Source organism: Henriciella sp., assembly GCF_029936995.1.
Classification (GTDB): Bacteria; Pseudomonadota; Alphaproteobacteria; order Caulobacterales; family Hyphomonadaceae; genus Henriciella.
Genome location: NZ_JAPYRE010000001.1, coordinates 765,760 through 781,136 on the forward strand (window position 1 = coordinate 765,760; position 15,377 = coordinate 781,136).

17 protein-coding genes are annotated in these 15,377 nt (G+C 57.9%); 6 read left to right on the forward strand and 11 right to left on the reverse strand.

Annotated features, from left to right (window positions below; translation table 11 throughout):
- Positions 1 to 8: 8 nt before the first annotated feature.
- Positions 9 to 737, reverse strand: a complete 729-nt coding sequence (locus tag Q1K31_RS03720; RefSeq protein ID WP_300376851.1) for an alpha/beta fold hydrolase — start codon at positions 735 to 737, stop codon at positions 9 to 11.
- A gap of 129 nt (positions 738 to 866) precedes the next feature.
- Here Q1K31_RS03720 and Q1K31_RS03725 point away from each other — a divergent pair, with 129 nt between their 5' ends.
- A complete protein-coding gene (locus tag Q1K31_RS03725; RefSeq protein ID WP_300376854.1) occupies positions 867 to 1,865 on the forward strand; it encodes a nitronate monooxygenase in 999 nt (332 codons plus the stop codon).
- Between the two features lie 93 nt (positions 1,866 to 1,958).
- Here Q1K31_RS03725 and rnhA read toward each other — a convergent pair whose 3' ends face one another.
- The 6 genes from rnhA to Q1K31_RS03755 form a co-directional block, all read right to left on the reverse strand.
- Positions 1,959 to 2,399: a ribonuclease HI gene (gene rnhA, locus Q1K31_RS03730; RefSeq protein WP_300376856.1), complete on the reverse strand. Its 441-nt coding sequence runs from the start codon at positions 2,397 to 2,399 to the stop codon at positions 1,959 to 1,961.
- A gap of 569 nt (positions 2,400 to 2,968) precedes the next feature.
- A complete protein-coding gene (locus tag Q1K31_RS03735; protein WP_300376858.1) occupies positions 2,969 to 3,934 on the reverse strand; it encodes a homoserine kinase in 966 nt (321 codons plus the stop codon).
- A 10-nt stretch (positions 3,935 to 3,944) separates the two neighbouring features.
- Complete coding sequence (locus Q1K31_RS03740) at positions 3,945 to 5,465, reverse strand: MFS transporter (protein ID WP_300376860.1); 1,521 nt, start codon at positions 5,463 to 5,465, stop codon at positions 3,945 to 3,947.
- Between the two features lie 187 nt (positions 5,466 to 5,652).
- Positions 5,653 to 7,164 (reverse strand): MFS transporter, encoded by a 1,512-nt coding sequence (locus tag Q1K31_RS03745; protein ID WP_300376862.1) that lies wholly within the window; start codon positions 7,162 to 7,164, stop codon positions 5,653 to 5,655.
- Between the two features lie 137 nt (positions 7,165 to 7,301).
- Positions 7,302 to 8,237: a cyclase family protein gene (locus Q1K31_RS03750; protein WP_300376864.1), complete on the reverse strand. Its 936-nt coding sequence runs from the start codon at positions 8,235 to 8,237 to the stop codon at positions 7,302 to 7,304.
- 89 nt (positions 8,238 to 8,326) lie between these two features.
- On the reverse strand, positions 8,327 to 9,313 hold the full coding sequence (locus Q1K31_RS03755; RefSeq protein WP_367187520.1) for a glutathione S-transferase family protein: 987 nt from the start codon (positions 9,311 to 9,313) through the stop codon (positions 8,327 to 8,329).
- A 331-nt stretch (positions 9,314 to 9,644) separates the two neighbouring features.
- Between Q1K31_RS03755 and Q1K31_RS03760 the strand changes: the two genes are divergently transcribed.
- Positions 9,645 to 9,854, forward strand: coding sequence for a cold-shock protein (locus Q1K31_RS03760; RefSeq protein WP_300376868.1), 210 nt, complete (start codon positions 9,645 to 9,647; stop codon positions 9,852 to 9,854).
- Between the two features lie 97 nt (positions 9,855 to 9,951).
- Here the strand turns inward: Q1K31_RS03760 and radC are convergent, their stop codons facing one another.
- On the reverse strand, positions 9,952 to 10,686 hold the full coding sequence (radC, locus tag Q1K31_RS03765) for a DNA repair protein RadC (protein WP_300376870.1): 735 nt from the start codon (positions 10,684 to 10,686) through the stop codon (positions 9,952 to 9,954).
- Positions 10,687 to 10,793: 107 nt separating this feature from the next.
- Here radC and Q1K31_RS03770 point away from each other — a divergent pair, with 107 nt between their 5' ends.
- Complete coding sequence (locus tag Q1K31_RS03770) at positions 10,794 to 11,393, forward strand: cupin domain-containing protein (protein WP_300376872.1); 600 nt, start codon at positions 10,794 to 10,796, stop codon at positions 11,391 to 11,393.
- A gap of 4 nt (positions 11,394 to 11,397) precedes the next feature.
- On the opposite strand, the gene map is transcribed toward Q1K31_RS03770, so the two are convergent.
- Together map and Q1K31_RS03780 are read right to left on the reverse strand one after the other, a co-directional pair.
- The gene (gene map, locus Q1K31_RS03775) at positions 11,398 to 12,219 is read right to left on the reverse strand and encodes a type I methionyl aminopeptidase (protein WP_300376874.1); all 822 of its coding nucleotides are present in this window, start codon (positions 12,217 to 12,219) and stop codon (positions 11,398 to 11,400) included.
- A gap of 110 nt (positions 12,220 to 12,329) precedes the next feature.
- Positions 12,330 to 12,551, reverse strand: coding sequence for a hypothetical protein (locus Q1K31_RS03780; protein WP_300376876.1), 222 nt, complete (start codon positions 12,549 to 12,551; stop codon positions 12,330 to 12,332).
- A gap of 147 nt (positions 12,552 to 12,698) precedes the next feature.
- Here Q1K31_RS03780 and Q1K31_RS03785 point away from each other — a divergent pair, with 147 nt between their 5' ends.
- The gene (locus tag Q1K31_RS03785) at positions 12,699 to 13,550 is read left to right on the forward strand and encodes a TauD/TfdA family dioxygenase (RefSeq protein WP_300376878.1); all 852 of its coding nucleotides are present in this window, start codon (positions 12,699 to 12,701) and stop codon (positions 13,548 to 13,550) included.
- On the opposite strand, the gene Q1K31_RS03790 is transcribed toward Q1K31_RS03785, so the two are convergent.
- Complete coding sequence (locus Q1K31_RS03790) at positions 13,547 to 13,981, reverse strand: OsmC family protein (protein ID WP_300376880.1); 435 nt, start codon at positions 13,979 to 13,981, stop codon at positions 13,547 to 13,549. The two genes, Q1K31_RS03785 and Q1K31_RS03790, sit on opposite strands and share 4 nt — an antisense overlap.
- 124 nt (positions 13,982 to 14,105) lie before the next feature.
- Between Q1K31_RS03790 and Q1K31_RS03795 the strand changes: the two genes are divergently transcribed.
- Positions 14,106 to 14,876, forward strand: coding sequence for a competence/damage-inducible protein A (locus Q1K31_RS03795; protein ID WP_367187521.1), 771 nt, complete (start codon positions 14,106 to 14,108; stop codon positions 14,874 to 14,876).
- The gene (locus Q1K31_RS03800) at positions 14,873 to 15,376 is read left to right on the forward strand and encodes a hypothetical protein (protein WP_300376884.1); all 504 of its coding nucleotides are present in this window, start codon (positions 14,873 to 14,875) and stop codon (positions 15,374 to 15,376) included. Before Q1K31_RS03795 ends, Q1K31_RS03800 begins: the two co-directional genes overlap by 4 nt.
- Position 15,377: the final 1 nt, after the last annotated feature.

A 15,377-nucleotide genomic window follows, 5' to 3' on the forward strand; every position in this document is an offset into this window, starting at 1 on the left:
ATCGGGGATCAGGCCCAGTGTGACTTCAGCAACTCTGCGAACCGCCCGGCTTTTTCTACGATCGACCAGTGACCTGTATCGGCATTGCGATGCAGCGGCACGTTGAGGCGCTGGCAGAAACGTTCCGCTGTCCCGACAGGGACAAACGGGTCGTCATCTCCCCAGAAAACCATTCCACGATCAGGCAGGCGCTCCAGGTCCCTTGTCCATTCATCGGCGACATGGCGCGCAGACCTGTATAGCCTGAGAATGGCCCGGCGCATGTCTGGCGTCCAATGTGAAGCCTCTTCGCGTGCGAGCCCGGCAGGAAGGCCTGCCTGGTTAAGGCCATTTGCGAGGCGCTTTTTTGATGTGACCGCCATGAGAAGTTCTCCGAGCAGAGGTGTCTGCCAGATACGAGCCGTGCGGTGCCACTCATAACTCGGCTCGGGCAGGGCATTAGCGACGGCCCAGCTGCGCACAAGGTCGGGCCGGAGCCAGGCAGCACGGATCACAAGGATCGCTCCCCAGTCATGGCCGACAAGATCCACGGGTTCACTGTCTTGACGGTGCTGCTCGATATAGTCGACCAGCCAGTCTGCGTAGGCTTCCTTGGTACAGGCAAACCCTTTGGGGACAGGGGTGGAGAAACCCGGCAGGGCGGGGCAGAGGAAAGGGCCATGGTCCGGGCCGAGAGCCTTCGTCAGTGGTTCCCACATGGCGGGTGTATCTGGAACGCCGTGGACAAGAATTCGCATGCCTGATGCCTCCGGTTTTCAGTCATGTTAGGCCGACTTTTATCTATCCGCACGCCTTCCGTTCCGGCAAGCTTGCGCAGGACATGGGTCTGTTGGCATGTTGCGGCCAACCCAGTGGAGGAGAGTTATATGAAGACTGCAATCACAGAGATGTTTGGCATTGAGCACCCGATCATTCAGGGCGGGATGCACTATGTCGGGTTTGCAGAAATGGCAGCAGCGGTCTCTAATGCTGGCGGGCTTGGCATCATTACCGCGCTGACCCAGAAGACACCGCAGGATCTCGCCAACGAGATTGCGCGCTGCCAGGATATGACGGACAAGCCAATCGGTGTGAACATCACGTTCCTTCCGTCGACGACCCCGCCGGACTATCCGGCTATCGTCCAGACGGTCATCGACAGTGGTGTGAAAGTCGTCGAAACGGCAGGCAACAACCCCAAGCAGGTCCTGCCATACCTGAAAGATGCCGGTATCAAGGTCATCCACAAATGCACGGCTGTTCGCCATGCGCTGAAGGCTCAGTCAATTGGCTGTGATGCAGCTTCCATTGACGGGTTTGAATGTGGTGGTCATCCGGGCGAGGACGACATTCCGAACATGATCCTCCTGCCACGGGCGGCAGATGAACTCGAGATTCCGTTCGTCTCATCCGGCGGACAGGCTGATGGCCGCTCTCTGGTCGCTTCGCTCGCTATGGGCGCGCAGGGCATGAATATGGGCACGCGTTTCATCGCGACGAAGGAAGCCCCGGTGCATGAAAATGTGAAGCAGGCCCTCCTGGATGCCTCTGAGCTTGATACGCGGCTCGTCATGCGCCCGCTTCGCAACACAGAGCGTGTGCTGACGAATGCCAATGTGGAGAAACTGCTCGAGAAAGAGCGTCGTCTCGGTAGCGATATCAAGTTCGAGGATATCATAGAGGAAGTTGCAGGCGTTTATCCGAAGATCATGGTCGACGGTGAAATGGATGCCGGTGCATGGTCCTGCGGCATGGTTGCCGGGCTCATCTATGATGTGCCGACGTGCAAGGAGCTGATCGACCGGATCATGGGCGAGGCGCACGATATCATCGAGAACCGTCTGCGGGGTTTCCTCGGGACGCGCCAGACCGTCGCGGCTGAATAGGACTTACGGTAGACACTGATAGAATTTGAAGAGGCCCGTCACCCGGTTGGGAGGCGGGCCTTTTGTGTCTTTTGACCCGCCGGTTCGGTACGTTCAGTCCCGTGCTTCCATCGTCCCTAAACGGGCAAGCTCATCGGCGCGTTCATTGCCTTCATCGCCGGCATGGCCCTTTACCCAGCGCCACTCGATGTCATGGCGCGCGCAAGCTGTGTCGAGCGCCTGCCAGAGATCCCTGTTCTTGACCGGTTTCTTCGCGGCCGTTTTCCAGCCATTGCGCTTCCAGCCATGAATCCACTTGGTCAGCCCGTCCTTCACATAGGTCGAATCGGTGTGCAGGCGGACCTTTGAAGGCTTCCTGAGCGCGTTGAGCGCCTCGATGGCAGCCATCAGTTCCATACGGTTATTGGTCGTCTTGGCCTCACCGCCATGAAGCTCTTTGCGGTGTTCATCCGCGACAAGGACCGCCCCCCAGCCGCCAGGGCCGGGATTGCCGCTACAGGCCCCATCCGTCCATATCTCGATAAGTTTCGTCATCTTGAGCCGATTTCATGTGTTTCTGGAAATCGGTCAAGATGACTGGTGAGCTAGATGATGATCAAGCAGGCGGGCAGTTGAGCAATGATGTTGGGCTAATACACTGTATTTCACGCTGCCGCATTGCGTCTGCACAATTAATCCGCGACTGGGCGTTCGCTGGATCTTCTCCTTCGGTGGGTTCACCGTGTACATCCCTGCAGAGTTGTAGATCGGCAATATAGTCTTGCCTACAATCTGCAATGCATTGTTCGCGATCTTCGAAAGGATTTGTTTGTGTCAAATTCCACTGTGTTTCGGCCTGGTAGAGATCCATCGGCCAATATCCCAAATAAGTGTCAAAAAAGTCCCCCTCGCCTATGCCATCGTTGTTGGGCATTGGGCAGTTTGGGCCGAAACAACTCGTTTGGCCGATTGCGGCGGGGGTAGCAAGGAATAGGAATGCTGTGCTTAGAGACAAAAGTTTGAGCATGTTTCTCTCCTATCTGGAATAATTTAGATTCCATTTAAAATAGACAAATTGACCATACCTACTTTTAAGAGAGGGGCAATCATAGATTTAAAATAATCTACGCCCCGTAATCAGCCGCCGAGACAGCCTTGCGGTGAAAGGCGAGCCGCGTGGCATATTCCATGGGGCTTTTCGGGCGTACAAGCGCATCCTCCGGCGTGTCGGTCCAGTCGACGAGGCGTGTCAGGAAGAAACGCAACGCTGCACCCCGGCACAGTACGGGCAGGGCATCGCGTTCAGCTGACTCGAGCGGGCGCACGCTTTCATAGCCACTGATCAGGGCGGCGCCTTTGGAGTAGTTGAACTCCTTGCCATCCTCGAAAGCCCAGGAGTTGATGCACACGGCAAGATCATAGGCAAGGGCATCCGTACAGGCGAAATAGAAGTCGATCGCGCCTGAAAACTGCTCGCCGATGAAAAAGACGTTATCTGGGAAAAGGTCCGCATGAATGGTCCCGCGGGGGATTTCGAGGCTTTGCGGCTTGGAGGCCGCAACGGCTTTCAGGTCACTCTCTATAAGCCCTGACAGCCCTTCCATAAGGCTCTCGGCTGTCTCCTCGCGGCCATGCCAAAGGGATGGCCAGCTTGCCGGGCCAAGCGCATTCGCGCGCACCCCGTCGAAATCGGCCAACGCCTCATGCATCCGCGCAAGGTTTTCCCCCATTGAGCGGCATTGTGACGTACTGGGGCGGCTGGGAGACAGGCCATCGAGAAATGTCACGATAACGGCTGGGCGCCCTTCGAGCTCGCGCAGGACATTCCCTTCCTTGTCTGCGATGGGAGCCGGGCAGGGGAACTTCTTCGCGGCCAGATGCTGCTTGAGCGCCATGAAGTATGGCAGGTCCTGCGGATCTGCGCGCCTTTCAAAGAGGGTCAGGATAAACCGCCCCTGATCCGTTTCGAGATAATAGTTCGAGTTTTCTACACCTTCGGCGATACCCTTGAAGGAAAGGGCCTTCCCGAGGTCATAATCCCCCAGGAAGGCCGCAAGTGCATCGTCGCTGACACGTGTATAAACCGCCATGCGGGGGCTTCTAGCCCTGACGGCCGATCATGTCACGCTGAAGCGTTTTGCCTGCGAGAAGATAATGCAGGGCTGCCCACCCATACAGGCAGCAGAACAGGATGATCGACCATTGCAGTCCGCGTGCATCGGCACTCAGGCAGGCGGCGAGATTTGTCGCTTCCGCACCACTCAATGCACTCACACCTGCCTCATCAAGCGCCAGGAGCGGTTTGCAGTCATTGAGGGTGAGGCCGAGGTCTGCGCCTGATAGGAAAATGGTTTTCAGGAATGTCGACAGGAAGCCGATCATCGTCGGGCCAAGGCCAAGGCCGATGATATTGACCACGAACAGCGTGATCGCAACCGAGGTCGCCCGCATCCGGCTGTCAACGACCCCGCCTGAAACAGCATACATCGGGCCGAGATAGAAATAGTGCAGAAGCGCCGCAGCCATGAGCGGCGGCATCGCCAGTATGACTGTGGGGGCGAGAAAGCCCATAGCGTAAAGCGGGACCGAAACGGCCATGCCGAAGGCCGGAAGCCAGGAAAGGGCACGCGGATGGCGTTTCGACATCTTGTCGGCCAGCCAGCCCGAGGAGAACACACCGATGGCTGCCATTACGCCGATAATCAGGCTGAACAGGAGCGCAGCTTCTGAAAGGGACAGTCCGTGTGTGCGGCGTAGGAATGATGTCGTGAACTGGGCGACGCCATAGCCGACGAAAGAGGCGATACCGGCGCCGATGACCACGTGAATATATGTTGGCTTCTTCGACAGGATCTTGAGGACCTCGCCGAAACTTGCCTGCTCCTGCTTCACCGCTTCCGGCGGATCGGTATAGCCGCGCGGCGGTTCCTTGATCAGGAAGGCAAGGATGAAGGCGAAGACTACGCCGGGAAAACCAACTGCAAAAAACGCAATCCGCCAGCCTTCCAGAGACTGCCAGTCAATCATGTTGGCTATCCAGGTCCAGCCCCAGCTGTTCAGGATATTATAGACATTCTCACCGGTCACATAATCGTTGATCGGACCACCGGCCAGGCCGGCAATCATGCCACCAAGCGGCACGCCGAGGGCGTAAATTGATACCGCCGTGGCGCGACTGGAGGGTTTGAAATAGTCTGCAATAAGGGACTGGGCGGGCGGTGTGCAGCCAGCTTCGCCAATGCCGACACCGACACGGATCAGGAACAGCGTCAGGAAGCCTGTCGCAAAGCCGCACAGTACTGTCATGAGGCTCCAAAGCAGTAGCGCGACCACAATGATCATCGTCCGGTTTGTGCGTTCGGAGACGCGTGCGATCGGAATGCCAAGCGTCGTGTAGAGCATGGCGAAGGCAAAACCGCCGACAACACCCATGTGCCAGTCTTCAAGTTGAAGGCTCGTCTTGATGGGCTCAGTCAGGATGCCCAGGATCGAGCGGTCGATGAAGTTGAAGATGTAGACCAGCAGGAGCGAGCCAAGAACAAACCCCCTGTAGCCCTTGGAGCCATACCCGTCATTTACGTCCACGACCGGTGTTTGTGATGTCGCGCTGGCTGTCGCCATGCCTGAACTCCCTTATCGCTTGCAGTCACTTCGGCTGAAGTGCTGACGCTTTTGTCTGGGCCAACAAAGCAAATCGCTGAAGGCCGGGCCAGAGCAAAAAGGGCGCTCTGGCCAAAAAATTTCACCAGTGAAGCAGTTGACGTGGCCCGCCGCCTTGTACCTGACGGGCCTGCGCCGATTCTGGTGATCAGATGTGCATCCCGGCCGCTGGAATATCGCCGCGATACCTGTCACGGTCGAACGAGCGTGCAGCCATGAAGTAACAGGCCGCTGCGGCGAGCAGGAACAGCGATGTCGCTGCCATGGAGTGACGCAGCCCATCAGCATAGGCCCGGCAGAGTTCTGGTCCATTCGGCCCAATCGATGCCGGATCCGTACTACAGAGCCTTGGATTGAAGTCGGCGGCAAAGGCAGACAGCCCGGCCTGGGCGATTTCGCGGTTCATGAAGAAGTCACTCATCGTGCCGACGAAGAGGGGGCCGATGCCGTTACCAATCAGGCTGACGATAAGCAGGAGCACCGAGATAGTGGTCGCCCGTGATTGCGGACTGACGATGCCTGTGCCGACCGTGTATTGGGCACCAAGATAGCTGTAATGCGCGATCGCGGCGAAAATCCAGAGTATGAAGGCCAGAGACAGCGTCGGGGCGAAGAAAGCCGCGATATAGGCTGGTACCGATAGCGTCAGGCCGACACCAGGCAGCCACGCCGCGACTGTCGGGAAGCGGCCTTCCAGCTTCTCCGAAATAAACCCGCCGAGAAACGTGCCACCGGCGGCTACTGCTGCCAGGGGAGCGCCGTAGAGTACGGCAGCATCACGCACGCCGATACCATGAACTCTTTGAAGGAAAGGCGCCTGGAAGTTGATTAGGCCGTATCCGACAAAAGCGACCAGCGCTGCCCCCATGGAAAGCCACCAGAAGGTCGGCTTGGGCGTGAATTCCTTGAAGGCGTCGAAGAAATCGGTCTTCTGTCCTGACTTTGCTGATGGCGGATCAGAATATCCACGCGGCGGCTCCTTGATGGTCAGCATGAGTATGATGGCGATCAAAACACCCGGCAGACCGACAACCACGAAAGCGATGCGCCAGCCACCAACCGTAGACCAGTCCAGGCCGGGGAACAGGCCTCCAAGTCCGATCGAACCCAGCCAGGCGCCAAAATCTTCGCCCTGGATCCCGGCGATCGTACCGCCGAACAGCTGGGCGAGAACGCCCCCGATCGTGACCCCCATGGAATAGATGCCAAGCGCGCCTGCACGGCTGCGGGGTGGGAAATAATCTGTAATGATCGAATTGGCCGGAGGTGTGCAGCCAGCCTCGCCCACAGCGACACCAACACGAAAGACGAGTAGCCAGAGGAACCCGCTGGCGATGCCGCATAGCGCCGTCATGACAGACCAGATGATGATACACAGCGTAATGATGAGCACCCGGTTTGCCCGGTCAGCCCACATCGCAATAGGTATACCCATCAGGGCGTAAAAGACGGCAAAGGGTGGCCCGGAAAGCAGGCCCCACTGCGTGTCGGAGAGGCTGAATTCGTTGATAATCGGCTGGGCGACAACCGAAATGAGCGTGCGGTCAATAAAGTTGAGTGTGTAGACCAGCATCAGGGAGATGAGCACGTAGGACCTGTAGCCCTTGGTTCCGAAACCGGTGATGTGGCCCTGATGTGCCTCGGCCGTCGCTTCGTTCATCTACTCTCTCCTCCTCGTGCACCTCTGTTCGGGTGCTTCGCGTCAGTGTTGTTTACTATCGCGACCCGCGTTGCAAGCTCTGTCTGCCAGGGCAAACTCTCGTTCGCCCGGAAAAACTGCCTGCGTGGCCTGTTGATCTATCTGATAGCGACCGGGTTGATGATCGCCTGGACGGTGCCTTCGAGCCTTGGCACGCCCAGGGAAAAGAAAAACTCCGTCACACCATCTTCCGCAAGTTCAGATGTCACCATGTTTTCAAGTGTGTAGACGCCATTCTTGGCAAGAAGTGTAAGGTGAACGTCGAACGGCCGGGTCTCGTCTTCAAAGGGAATCGCTTCGACGGCCCATGTGTCCGCGCCAATGGCGACAACGCCCTTGTCTGCCAGGTACTGGGCCCCCTCGACGCCGAGACCGGGCTCGGTCTGCTTGAGCGTCCCGGACTCACGGTTGGCCTCCATGTAGCCTGTATGAAGCAATACGACATCGCCAGCTTCGATCGTGACCCCCGCATTCTTGATGGCTTCGTCCAGTTCGGCCTTGTTGAATGCCGTGCCATCCGGCACGGGGTCTGCCCCGGCGACTGCGGTCATGTCGAGCAGGATGCCACGTGTGGCGATCGGCGGAAGCGTATGGGTGCCGAACTGAGTCAGCCCTGACGGCGTGACAAAATCGGCGACGGGCACACCGTTATAGTATTCATGGTCGATGCCCATGTGGCCGAGCCCGTCAATCTGGCTTCCAATGCCGACCCATGTGTCAACGATGTCGTCATTGCCGGTTGCCTTGTTGGCCCCAAGCGGTGTGCCGGAACCGTCCGAGAGCTGCAGTACGGTAACGTCATATTCGCGCGGGCCATAAGCGGGTGTGTCGCGGCCCGTGACCATACCCAGAGAATAGGATTTGCCGGTCGTAATAAGCTTGGCAGCTGAAGCCGTCTTTTCCGGAGACAGGTTGTTCAAGGCACCGAGCCGGTCATCAGGCCCATACTTTGACGGATGCCAGCTTTCAGCTTCCTGCGCATGGGCAGAACAGGCACACAGTGCCGCAACGGTGAGCGCTCCAAACCATTTCATCGGCTATCTCCTCCCTGAATATGTCGTTACGGGAGGGAGAGTGGCTTCAGTGGCGAGCGCTGTCCAGCTTGACGGAGCGGGAGGTTAGCTCAGCGGATCAGACCTTCGCGTCCATGCGGCTCGTTCCAGTCGATGTCCGGCCCGGCTGGAACGATACGAGTGGGGTTCACCATATCGTGGCTTTCATAATAATGGCGCTGGGCATGCATTGCATTGACGGTCTCGTGAATACCCGGCCACTGGTACAGGTCACGCGCGTAAGGCCAGAGGTGTTCATAATCGCTCAGCCTGCGAATATTGCACTTGAAGTGGCCATGATAGACAAGATCGAAACGGTAGAGCGTCGTCCATAGCCGCCAGTCTGCCTCGGTTGGCGTATTGCCTGTCAGGAAGCGGGAGCTGGCAAGTAAGCCGTTCAGCCAGTCCAGGGATTCAAAAAGGGGATACACGGCTTCTTCATAGGCTTGCTGGGAGGTCGCGAACCCGGCCTTGTAAACGCCGTTGTTGACCGTGTGATAGACGCGCTCATTGATCTCGTCGATGCGGGCCTGTCTGTCTTCCGGGTAATAATCACCGGATTTCGCGCCAGCGTCATCGAAAGCGGAATTGAACATGCGGATGATGTCGGCCGACTCATTGGAGACGATCGTTCCCTTCTGCTTGTCCCAGAGTGTCGGAACCGTCACGCGCCCGGTATAGTGTGGGTCGGCCTTGAGGTAGATTTCGTAGAGGAAGTTCGAATTGAAGAGCCTGTCTCCGACAATGCCGTCTGGATCCTTGTCGAAAGTCCAGCCATTTTCCCCCATGAACCAGTGCGTGACCGAAACATCGATCATGTCTTCCAGGCCCTTGAGCTTGCGGAGGATGAGCGCGCGATGTGCCCAGGGGCAAGCATAGGCAACGTAGAGATGATAGCGGCCTGGCTCGGCCTTGAAGCCACCATCGCCAGTGGGGCCGGGGGCGCCGTCTGGGGTTATCCAGTTGCGGAACTGACTCTCCGAGCGCACGAACTTTCCGCCAGTCTTGCCGGTATTATACCACTTGTCCTGCCAGATGCCGTTGTTCAGTAGCCCCATCATGGTCTCCTGTAGAGGTTCTTGCCATCACGCCTGTCGCGCGGCTTTCCAGCAGGAAACTATGATGAGACGAACCGTGTTCCACTGGCTGCGTGGGGTATCACCTATTCCGGCAACGCATGAGCAGCTTCGTTCCTGCATGACAACAGCACACCATTGCTTGTGGTAACGGGGCAGAGCCTCTACATGACAGGCTCATATTTTGCTGGACGATCAGGCACGACTACCGCCCTATGGCGGTCCGACGCTCAGAATTTTCCCTAAAGATATCGAAATCCCGGCTGGGCGATACTGCTCACCGGCCATCTGACGTGCATGAAAGGAAATTCTGATGAATTCTGGCACCGTAAAATTCTACAATGACCAAAAAGGTTTCGGTTTTATCACGCCGGACGCTGGTGGCGCGGACGTCTTCGTCCACGCAACCGCACTTGAGCGTGCCGGCATGCGCGGCCTGCGCGAAGGTGACCGCGTGTCTTACGACACTGCAAAAGACCAGCGCAGCGGCAAGACCGCGGTCAACACGATCGAGATGGCATAGCCCCATCCTGAAAAGTCCTTCGGGACTGTGCAAGTCTACGAAAGCCGCTCCCGAAAGGGGCGGCTTTTTTGTTCGGGCGGCAATTACGAGGGCAGGATCAAATAAGGCCCAGAGCCTTGAAACTTGTCACGCCGGCCCGCGCGGCAATCAAATGGTCGTGCACCGTGATGTCGAGTGCTTCGAGGGCATCCATGATGGCGCGTGTCATGTCGATATCCGCGCGAGATGGAGTCGGGTCGCCCGAGGGGTGGTTGTGAACCAGGATCAGGCTGGACGCCTGTAGCTCTAGCGCGCGGCGTGCAATTTCCCTCGGATAAACCGGAGCATGGTCGACAGTGCCATGTCCCATGACTTCATCTTCAATCAGCTGGTTCTTGCGGTCGAGGAAGAGGATACGGAATTGCTCGCGGCCCTCATGCTGAAGCTCCCGGCGAACATAGTCCTGCAGCGCCGACCAGCTCGAAATGACCGTGCGTGCTTTAAGGTTTTCCCGTGTCGCGCGGGCACCGATTTCGGCTGTCGCCTTGATATAGGCTGCGACCGTCTCTCCAACACCAGAGACCTTTGTGAGGTCTGATGGCTGCGCAGCCAGAACGCAGCTAAGTGAGCCAAACCGTGCGATCAGCGCCTTGGCGACAGGTTTTACATCACGCCGGGGAATGAAAGCGAAGAGGAGCGTTTCCAACAATTCGTAATCTTCAAGAGCACCGGCACCCCGCGTGACCAGTTTTGTACGCAACCGGTCGCGATGTCCCTGCCAGTGGGGTTTCTCCCTGCGCGGGGCAGTGGGGATGTCGAGGCCAGGCATGGGGGCTTCTTCAAAGGTTCGCATGGATGCTCCCGAAACTCGTTCCGTTTATGTTCCATGCGTGGTCGTCCGTCAAGCTTGCGCAGTTCAGAACTTGGCGTAAACTTCGGTCAGGTGGGGGAGGACAACACATGAAGCACTTATTTTTTTCAGGCGTCATCCTGGGCATTGCAGGGGCAGCACAGGCCCATGAGAGCCATGAGCCCACTTCGTTGCCGGCCCATCCGGACAGGATCGTCGCGGCAGGGCAGGGAACAGAGGTCGACAATCCCTTTCACCCGGTAGAATTACTGTTGTCGCATGAGGAGTCGCAGGGAGCGGTCACGATCTACAAGTTTACGCTGCCGCCGAAGAACCCTGGTTCGCCTCCGCACACACATTCGCGTGAAGATGAGTATTTTTATGTGCTGTCAGGCCGGCTGGACGTGCTGGTTGATGGAGACGTACGCCAACTTGAGCCTGGCGATTTCGCAGTCCTCAATCGCGGTCACACGCATATGTTCTGGAATGGCTCGGACAGCGAGACAGAATTGCTCATGACGACGACGGGCGGCTCTTTCGAGGCTTTCATGTCGAGCGCGGGCCCTCAGATAGCGGCGGAAAAACCAGCGACACCAGATGAGGCTGGCGCGATCATCGCCCGGCTAGCCGCTGAACATGGCATCACGATCTCCATGGCGGAAATGCCCGAAGAGGCTGCAAGGTTTTACGCACCGCCGGCGCCGGAGTAGGGGCCTACAGCTCGACTGTATGGGGTTTGTGCCAGCCCTTGGGCGAGGTTGTGAATATTTCCACGCCGTTTTCGGTGACCCCGACGGAATGTTCATACTGTGCGGAAAGCTGGCGATCACGCGTTACAGCCGTCCAGCCATCGGGCAGGATGGCAGCGTCCTTGCGGCCGATATTCAGCATCGGCTCAATCGTGAAGAACATACCGGGCTTGAGCTCCGGCCCGGTACCTGCGCGCGCGGAGTGGACGACATTCGGCTCGTCATGAAAGAGCTGGCCAAGGCCGTGTCCGCAGAAATCCTCGACCACGGAGAGGCGGTTTTTCGCTGCGACAGCAGAAATGGCCGCGCCGATATCCCCGAACCGATTGCCCGGTTTGACCGCATCAATCCCTGCCATGAGGGAGTCATAGGTCACATCCATGAGCCGCTCAGCTTTCCGCTTCGGCTTGCCGGCTGAATACATGCGCGAATGGTCGCCATGCCAGCCATCGACAATCAGGGTGACATCGATATTGGCGATATCGCCTTCCTTGAGCGGGCGGTCGCCGGGAATGCCGTGGCAGATCACATGATTGAGCGAGATGCAGGAGGCATGACGATAACCGCGATAGCCGATCGTCGCCGACTGGGCGCCATGATCGAAGACGAATTCACGGATCAGCTTGTCGAGATGGGTTGTCGTGACGCCGGGCTTGACCTCGGGCACGAGCATATCGAGACACTCGGCAACCAGCTGGCCTGCCTTGCGCATCCCTTCAAACCCTTCCTCATCATGAATCCGGATTTCCCCGGTCCGCATGGGCAGGACAATTTCTGCTTCAGTCATAATGCTACTTTCAAATAGGCGTTCGGGCCGGGAGCCCGTATGTCTTCCGCTTATTATGGCGACGAAGTGCGTGATTTTCCAGTTTGAGCTGAGATTGACAGCATCTCATTTCAGCTCTGCTCACGCTTACGCTCTTCAGCCGCTTTAGCCTGTTCCTCAAGCTCATCTTTTCGAGCCTCGTCATAACGTTCCGGCTGTTCGTATTCCTCGCGGGTAGCTTCTTCGCTGATTGCCTCGGCCTGTTTGGATTTGAGCCGGCCGCGCATTACGGCCCATATCAGGACGGCCAACAGGACAAGTGCACCAACGCCATAAAGAATTTCTGGAGCCATCTGATGTCTCCTTTCGGTTGTATACCGTATTCAACCTGAAAACTGGTTCAGTGGTTCCCACCGGATACGAAAACGAACTCTGTTTGCGCTATTGCCCATGCTGGGTAAGGTTGGCTGGATAAAAGGAGACTGTCGGGAGGAAAGAAAATGAATGTGCACGTTGGATCTGAAACATTTGCGCGCTTTGAAGTCAGGCCCGTGACACCCGCGATCGGCGCCGAACTGCTGGGCGTCGACCTGAGCCAGCCCGTCGATGACGCGCTTGTCGCGGAAGTCCGCAAGGCCCTGTTGAAGTACAAGGTCGTTTTTTTCCGGGATCAGGACATAACAAGCGCCCAGCATATCGCGTTTGCCCGTAAGTTTGGCGATCTCGAAATCCACCCTGCAACGCCGAAGGACCAGGAGAACCCTGAAATCCTGCGCATCACGCACAATGCAAAGAACAAGGGACAGGAGAATGCATGGCACTCTGATGTGACATGGCGGACTGAGCCCTCACTCGGCTCCATCCTGCGCGCGGTTGATCTTCCGGAAGTAGGCGGCGACACGCTCTTCTCCGACATGGTGGCGGCCTATGAAGGCCTGTCAGACAAGATGAAGGAATTCTGCTGCGGCCTGACGGCAGTGCATGACATTGCCCGCGTCTTCGCTCGCCGCCTCGGCAAGGATCCGAAAGAGCTGCATGACAAGTATCCCCCGCAGGAACACCCTGTGATCCGCACGCACCCGGAAACTGGCGAACGGCTCATTTATGTGAACACGGCCTTCACCAGCCACATCAAGGGGCTCTCGATCGAAGAAAGTGACTGGCTGCTCAAGCACCTCTATGCGCAGGCTGCAGTACCGGAATACCAGTGCCGCTTCCGCTGGGCGCCCGGCTCCATGGCGTTCTGGGACAACCGGGCGTGCCAGCATTATGCCGCCAGCGACTATTTCCCGGCCGTACGCACTATGGAGCGGGTCACAATCGCCGGCGACCGGCCGTTCTTTACGCCTTAGGCGAGCTTGGCGTCGAGCGTCACTTCAATGGCGCCAAGGGCCTTGGACAGCGGGCATTCTTCCTTCGCCTTATTGGCAAGTTCCTTGAATTTCGCCTCGTCAATGCCCGGAACCTTGCCGGTGAGGTCCAGGGCACTCGACTTGACGGCGAAGCCACCCTCGACTTCCTCGACCGTGACAATGGCCTTGGCGTCAAGATTTTCGGCAGGCGTGTCGTTGTCGGCCAGGAAGGCTGACAGTTGCATGGCAAAGCAGCCGGCATGCGAGGCTGCGAGCAGTTCTTCCGGATTGGTGCTGGACTTGCCGCTTTCGTCCTCGAAGCGGGCCTTGAAGCTGTAGCCATGGTCTGAAAGTGCACCACTTTGGGTGTCCAGCTTGCCGGTGCCATCGGTGAGTGCACCGGACCAATGGGCTGTTGCATGACGTTTCATGTCTTTTCTCCGTTTTCGTGAATGCCTGAAGAAGAGACGTAGAGCGCCGGGTCTGGTTGCAAAGGACGACTGAATATTCAAACAACTTGCCCAATCGGCCCGTTCGCATCACTTTGCATACATGATGAATAAACCTGTATCCGCCGCCATCTGTCTTATTGGCGATGAACTGCTCTCCGGACGTACCCGGGATATCAATGTCCAGCAGATTGCCGGGTTTCTGGGGCCTTACGGTATTCCTGTCGAAGAGGTCCGCATCGTGCCGGATGTTGAGGCGCGTATCGTCGAGGCGGTGAACCAGCTGCGCGAGCGCTATACCTATGTTTTCACCACGGGCGGAATTGGCCCGACGCATGATGACATCACGGCCGACGCCATTGCAGCGGCTTTCGGCATCGGCATCGGCAAACATCCCGAGGTGATGGCGATGCTCCAGGAACGATATGACGAGATGGGCACGGAATTCACCGAAGCCCGCCAGCGCATGGCACGAATCCCTGAAGGAGCAAGTCTTGTGGAGAACCCCGTTTCAGGCGCTCCAGGCTTCCAGACCGGCAATGTCTTCACACTGGCCGGTGTGCCCTCCATCGTACAGGGCATGTTGCAGGACATCGGGCATCGTCTCGAAAAGGGCGTGCCTGTGCGCAGCATAACCGTCCGTTCGGGTGGACTGCGTGAGGGGGATGTGGCCGAGAAGCTCGCCAGCCTCAGCCAGGAGCTGGAGGGAGTCAGTCTGGGGTCCTACCCATGGTTCCGCTCCGTGACCGATCATGGCGTGGCGCTGATCGCGCGCTCAACCGACAGGGAAATGCTGCAGACAGCCGCCGAGCAGCTGGTCGCCCTTGTCACCGAAGCCGGGCGTGAGAGCGAGGTTATCGAGGGAGAGGCATCATGAATGCCGCCTTTGGCTGGCTCACCAGTACGCTGGTGATCCTGCTATCCCTGATCCTTACCCTGCTGATCGGGTTGAGTTTCGCGCCTGTCCAGAATGCCATCGGTGGTCCCCTTCTGGATATGCTCTGGACGGGTGAGGCGGCACAGGCACGCCTCAATGCCATGAATGAGGCTGAGCGGAGTGTCCACATCTGGGGAACCGTGCTGAACGATACCCTTTATCCGCTGGCCTATGGCGCTTTCCTTGCCGGCCTCGCCGGGCGTTTTGCCGGACCACGCTGGATGGGGTGGGCCATGCTGCCCGCCTTCCTGGCTGTGCTCGCCGATTTCGCGGAGAATATGGTCCAGGTGCTCGCGCTGACCGGCAGCATGAACCTGCTGGCTTTCAAGTCAGTCCTGACACCGCTCAAGTTCGGCCTGTTGATTGGGGCTGCCATGCTCGTCGTCTTACTTATCCTGATTGCGGGCGGTCGTTTCGTGCTAGGTAAGATGCGTGGCTGAA

Bases quoted from the DNA above. Each gene is read 5' to 3' on its own strand.
- Q1K31_RS03770 (WP_300376872.1), top strand. From the start codon at position 10,794: ATGAAGCACTTATTTTTTTCAGGCGTCATCCTGGGCATTGCAGGGGCA.
- Q1K31_RS03745 (WP_300376862.1), bottom strand. From the start codon at position 7,164: ATGAACGAAGCGACGGCCGAGGCACATCAGGGCCACATCACCGGTTTC.
- Q1K31_RS03780 (WP_300376876.1), bottom strand. From the start codon at position 12,551: ATGGCTCCAGAAATTCTTTATGGCGTTGGTGCACTTGTCCTGTTGGCC.
- radC (WP_300376870.1), bottom strand. From the start codon at position 10,686: ATGCGAACCTTTGAAGAAGCCCCCATGCCTGGCCTCGACATCCCCACT.
- Q1K31_RS03760 (WP_300376868.1), top strand. From the start codon at position 9,645: ATGAATTCTGGCACCGTAAAATTCTACAATGACCAAAAAGGTTTCGGT.
- Q1K31_RS03795 (WP_367187521.1), top strand. From the start codon at position 14,106: ATGAATAAACCTGTATCCGCCGCCATCTGTCTTATTGGCGATGAACTG.
- Q1K31_RS03740 (WP_300376860.1), bottom strand. From the start codon at position 5,465: ATGGCGACAGCCAGCGCGACATCACAAACACCGGTCGTGGACGTAAAT.
- Q1K31_RS03755 (WP_367187520.1), bottom strand. From the start codon at position 9,313: ATGGGGCTACTGAACAACGGCATCTGGCAGGACAAGTGGTATAATACC.
- Q1K31_RS03790 (WP_300376880.1), bottom strand. From the start codon at position 13,981: ATGAAACGTCATGCAACAGCCCATTGGTCCGGTGCACTCACCGATGGC.
- Q1K31_RS03800 (WP_300376884.1), top strand. From the start codon at position 14,873: ATGAATGCCGCCTTTGGCTGGCTCACCAGTACGCTGGTGATCCTGCTA.
- Q1K31_RS03750 (WP_300376864.1), bottom strand. From the start codon at position 8,237: ATGAAATGGTTTGGAGCGCTCACCGTTGCGGCACTGTGTGCCTGTTCT.
- Q1K31_RS03720 (WP_300376851.1), bottom strand. From the start codon at position 737: ATGCGAATTCTTGTCCACGGCGTTCCAGATACACCCGCCATGTGGGAA.
- Q1K31_RS03785 (WP_300376878.1), top strand. From the start codon at position 12,699: ATGAATGTGCACGTTGGATCTGAAACATTTGCGCGCTTTGAAGTCAGG.
- Q1K31_RS03735 (WP_300376858.1), bottom strand. From the start codon at position 3,934: ATGGCGGTTTATACACGTGTCAGCGACGATGCACTTGCGGCCTTCCTG.
- Q1K31_RS03725 (WP_300376854.1), top strand. From the start codon at position 867: ATGAAGACTGCAATCACAGAGATGTTTGGCATTGAGCACCCGATCATT.
- rnhA (WP_300376856.1), bottom strand. From the start codon at position 2,399: ATGACGAAACTTATCGAGATATGGACGGATGGGGCCTGTAGCGGCAAT.
- map (WP_300376874.1), bottom strand. From the start codon at position 12,219: ATGACTGAAGCAGAAATTGTCCTGCCCATGCGGACCGGGGAAATCCGG.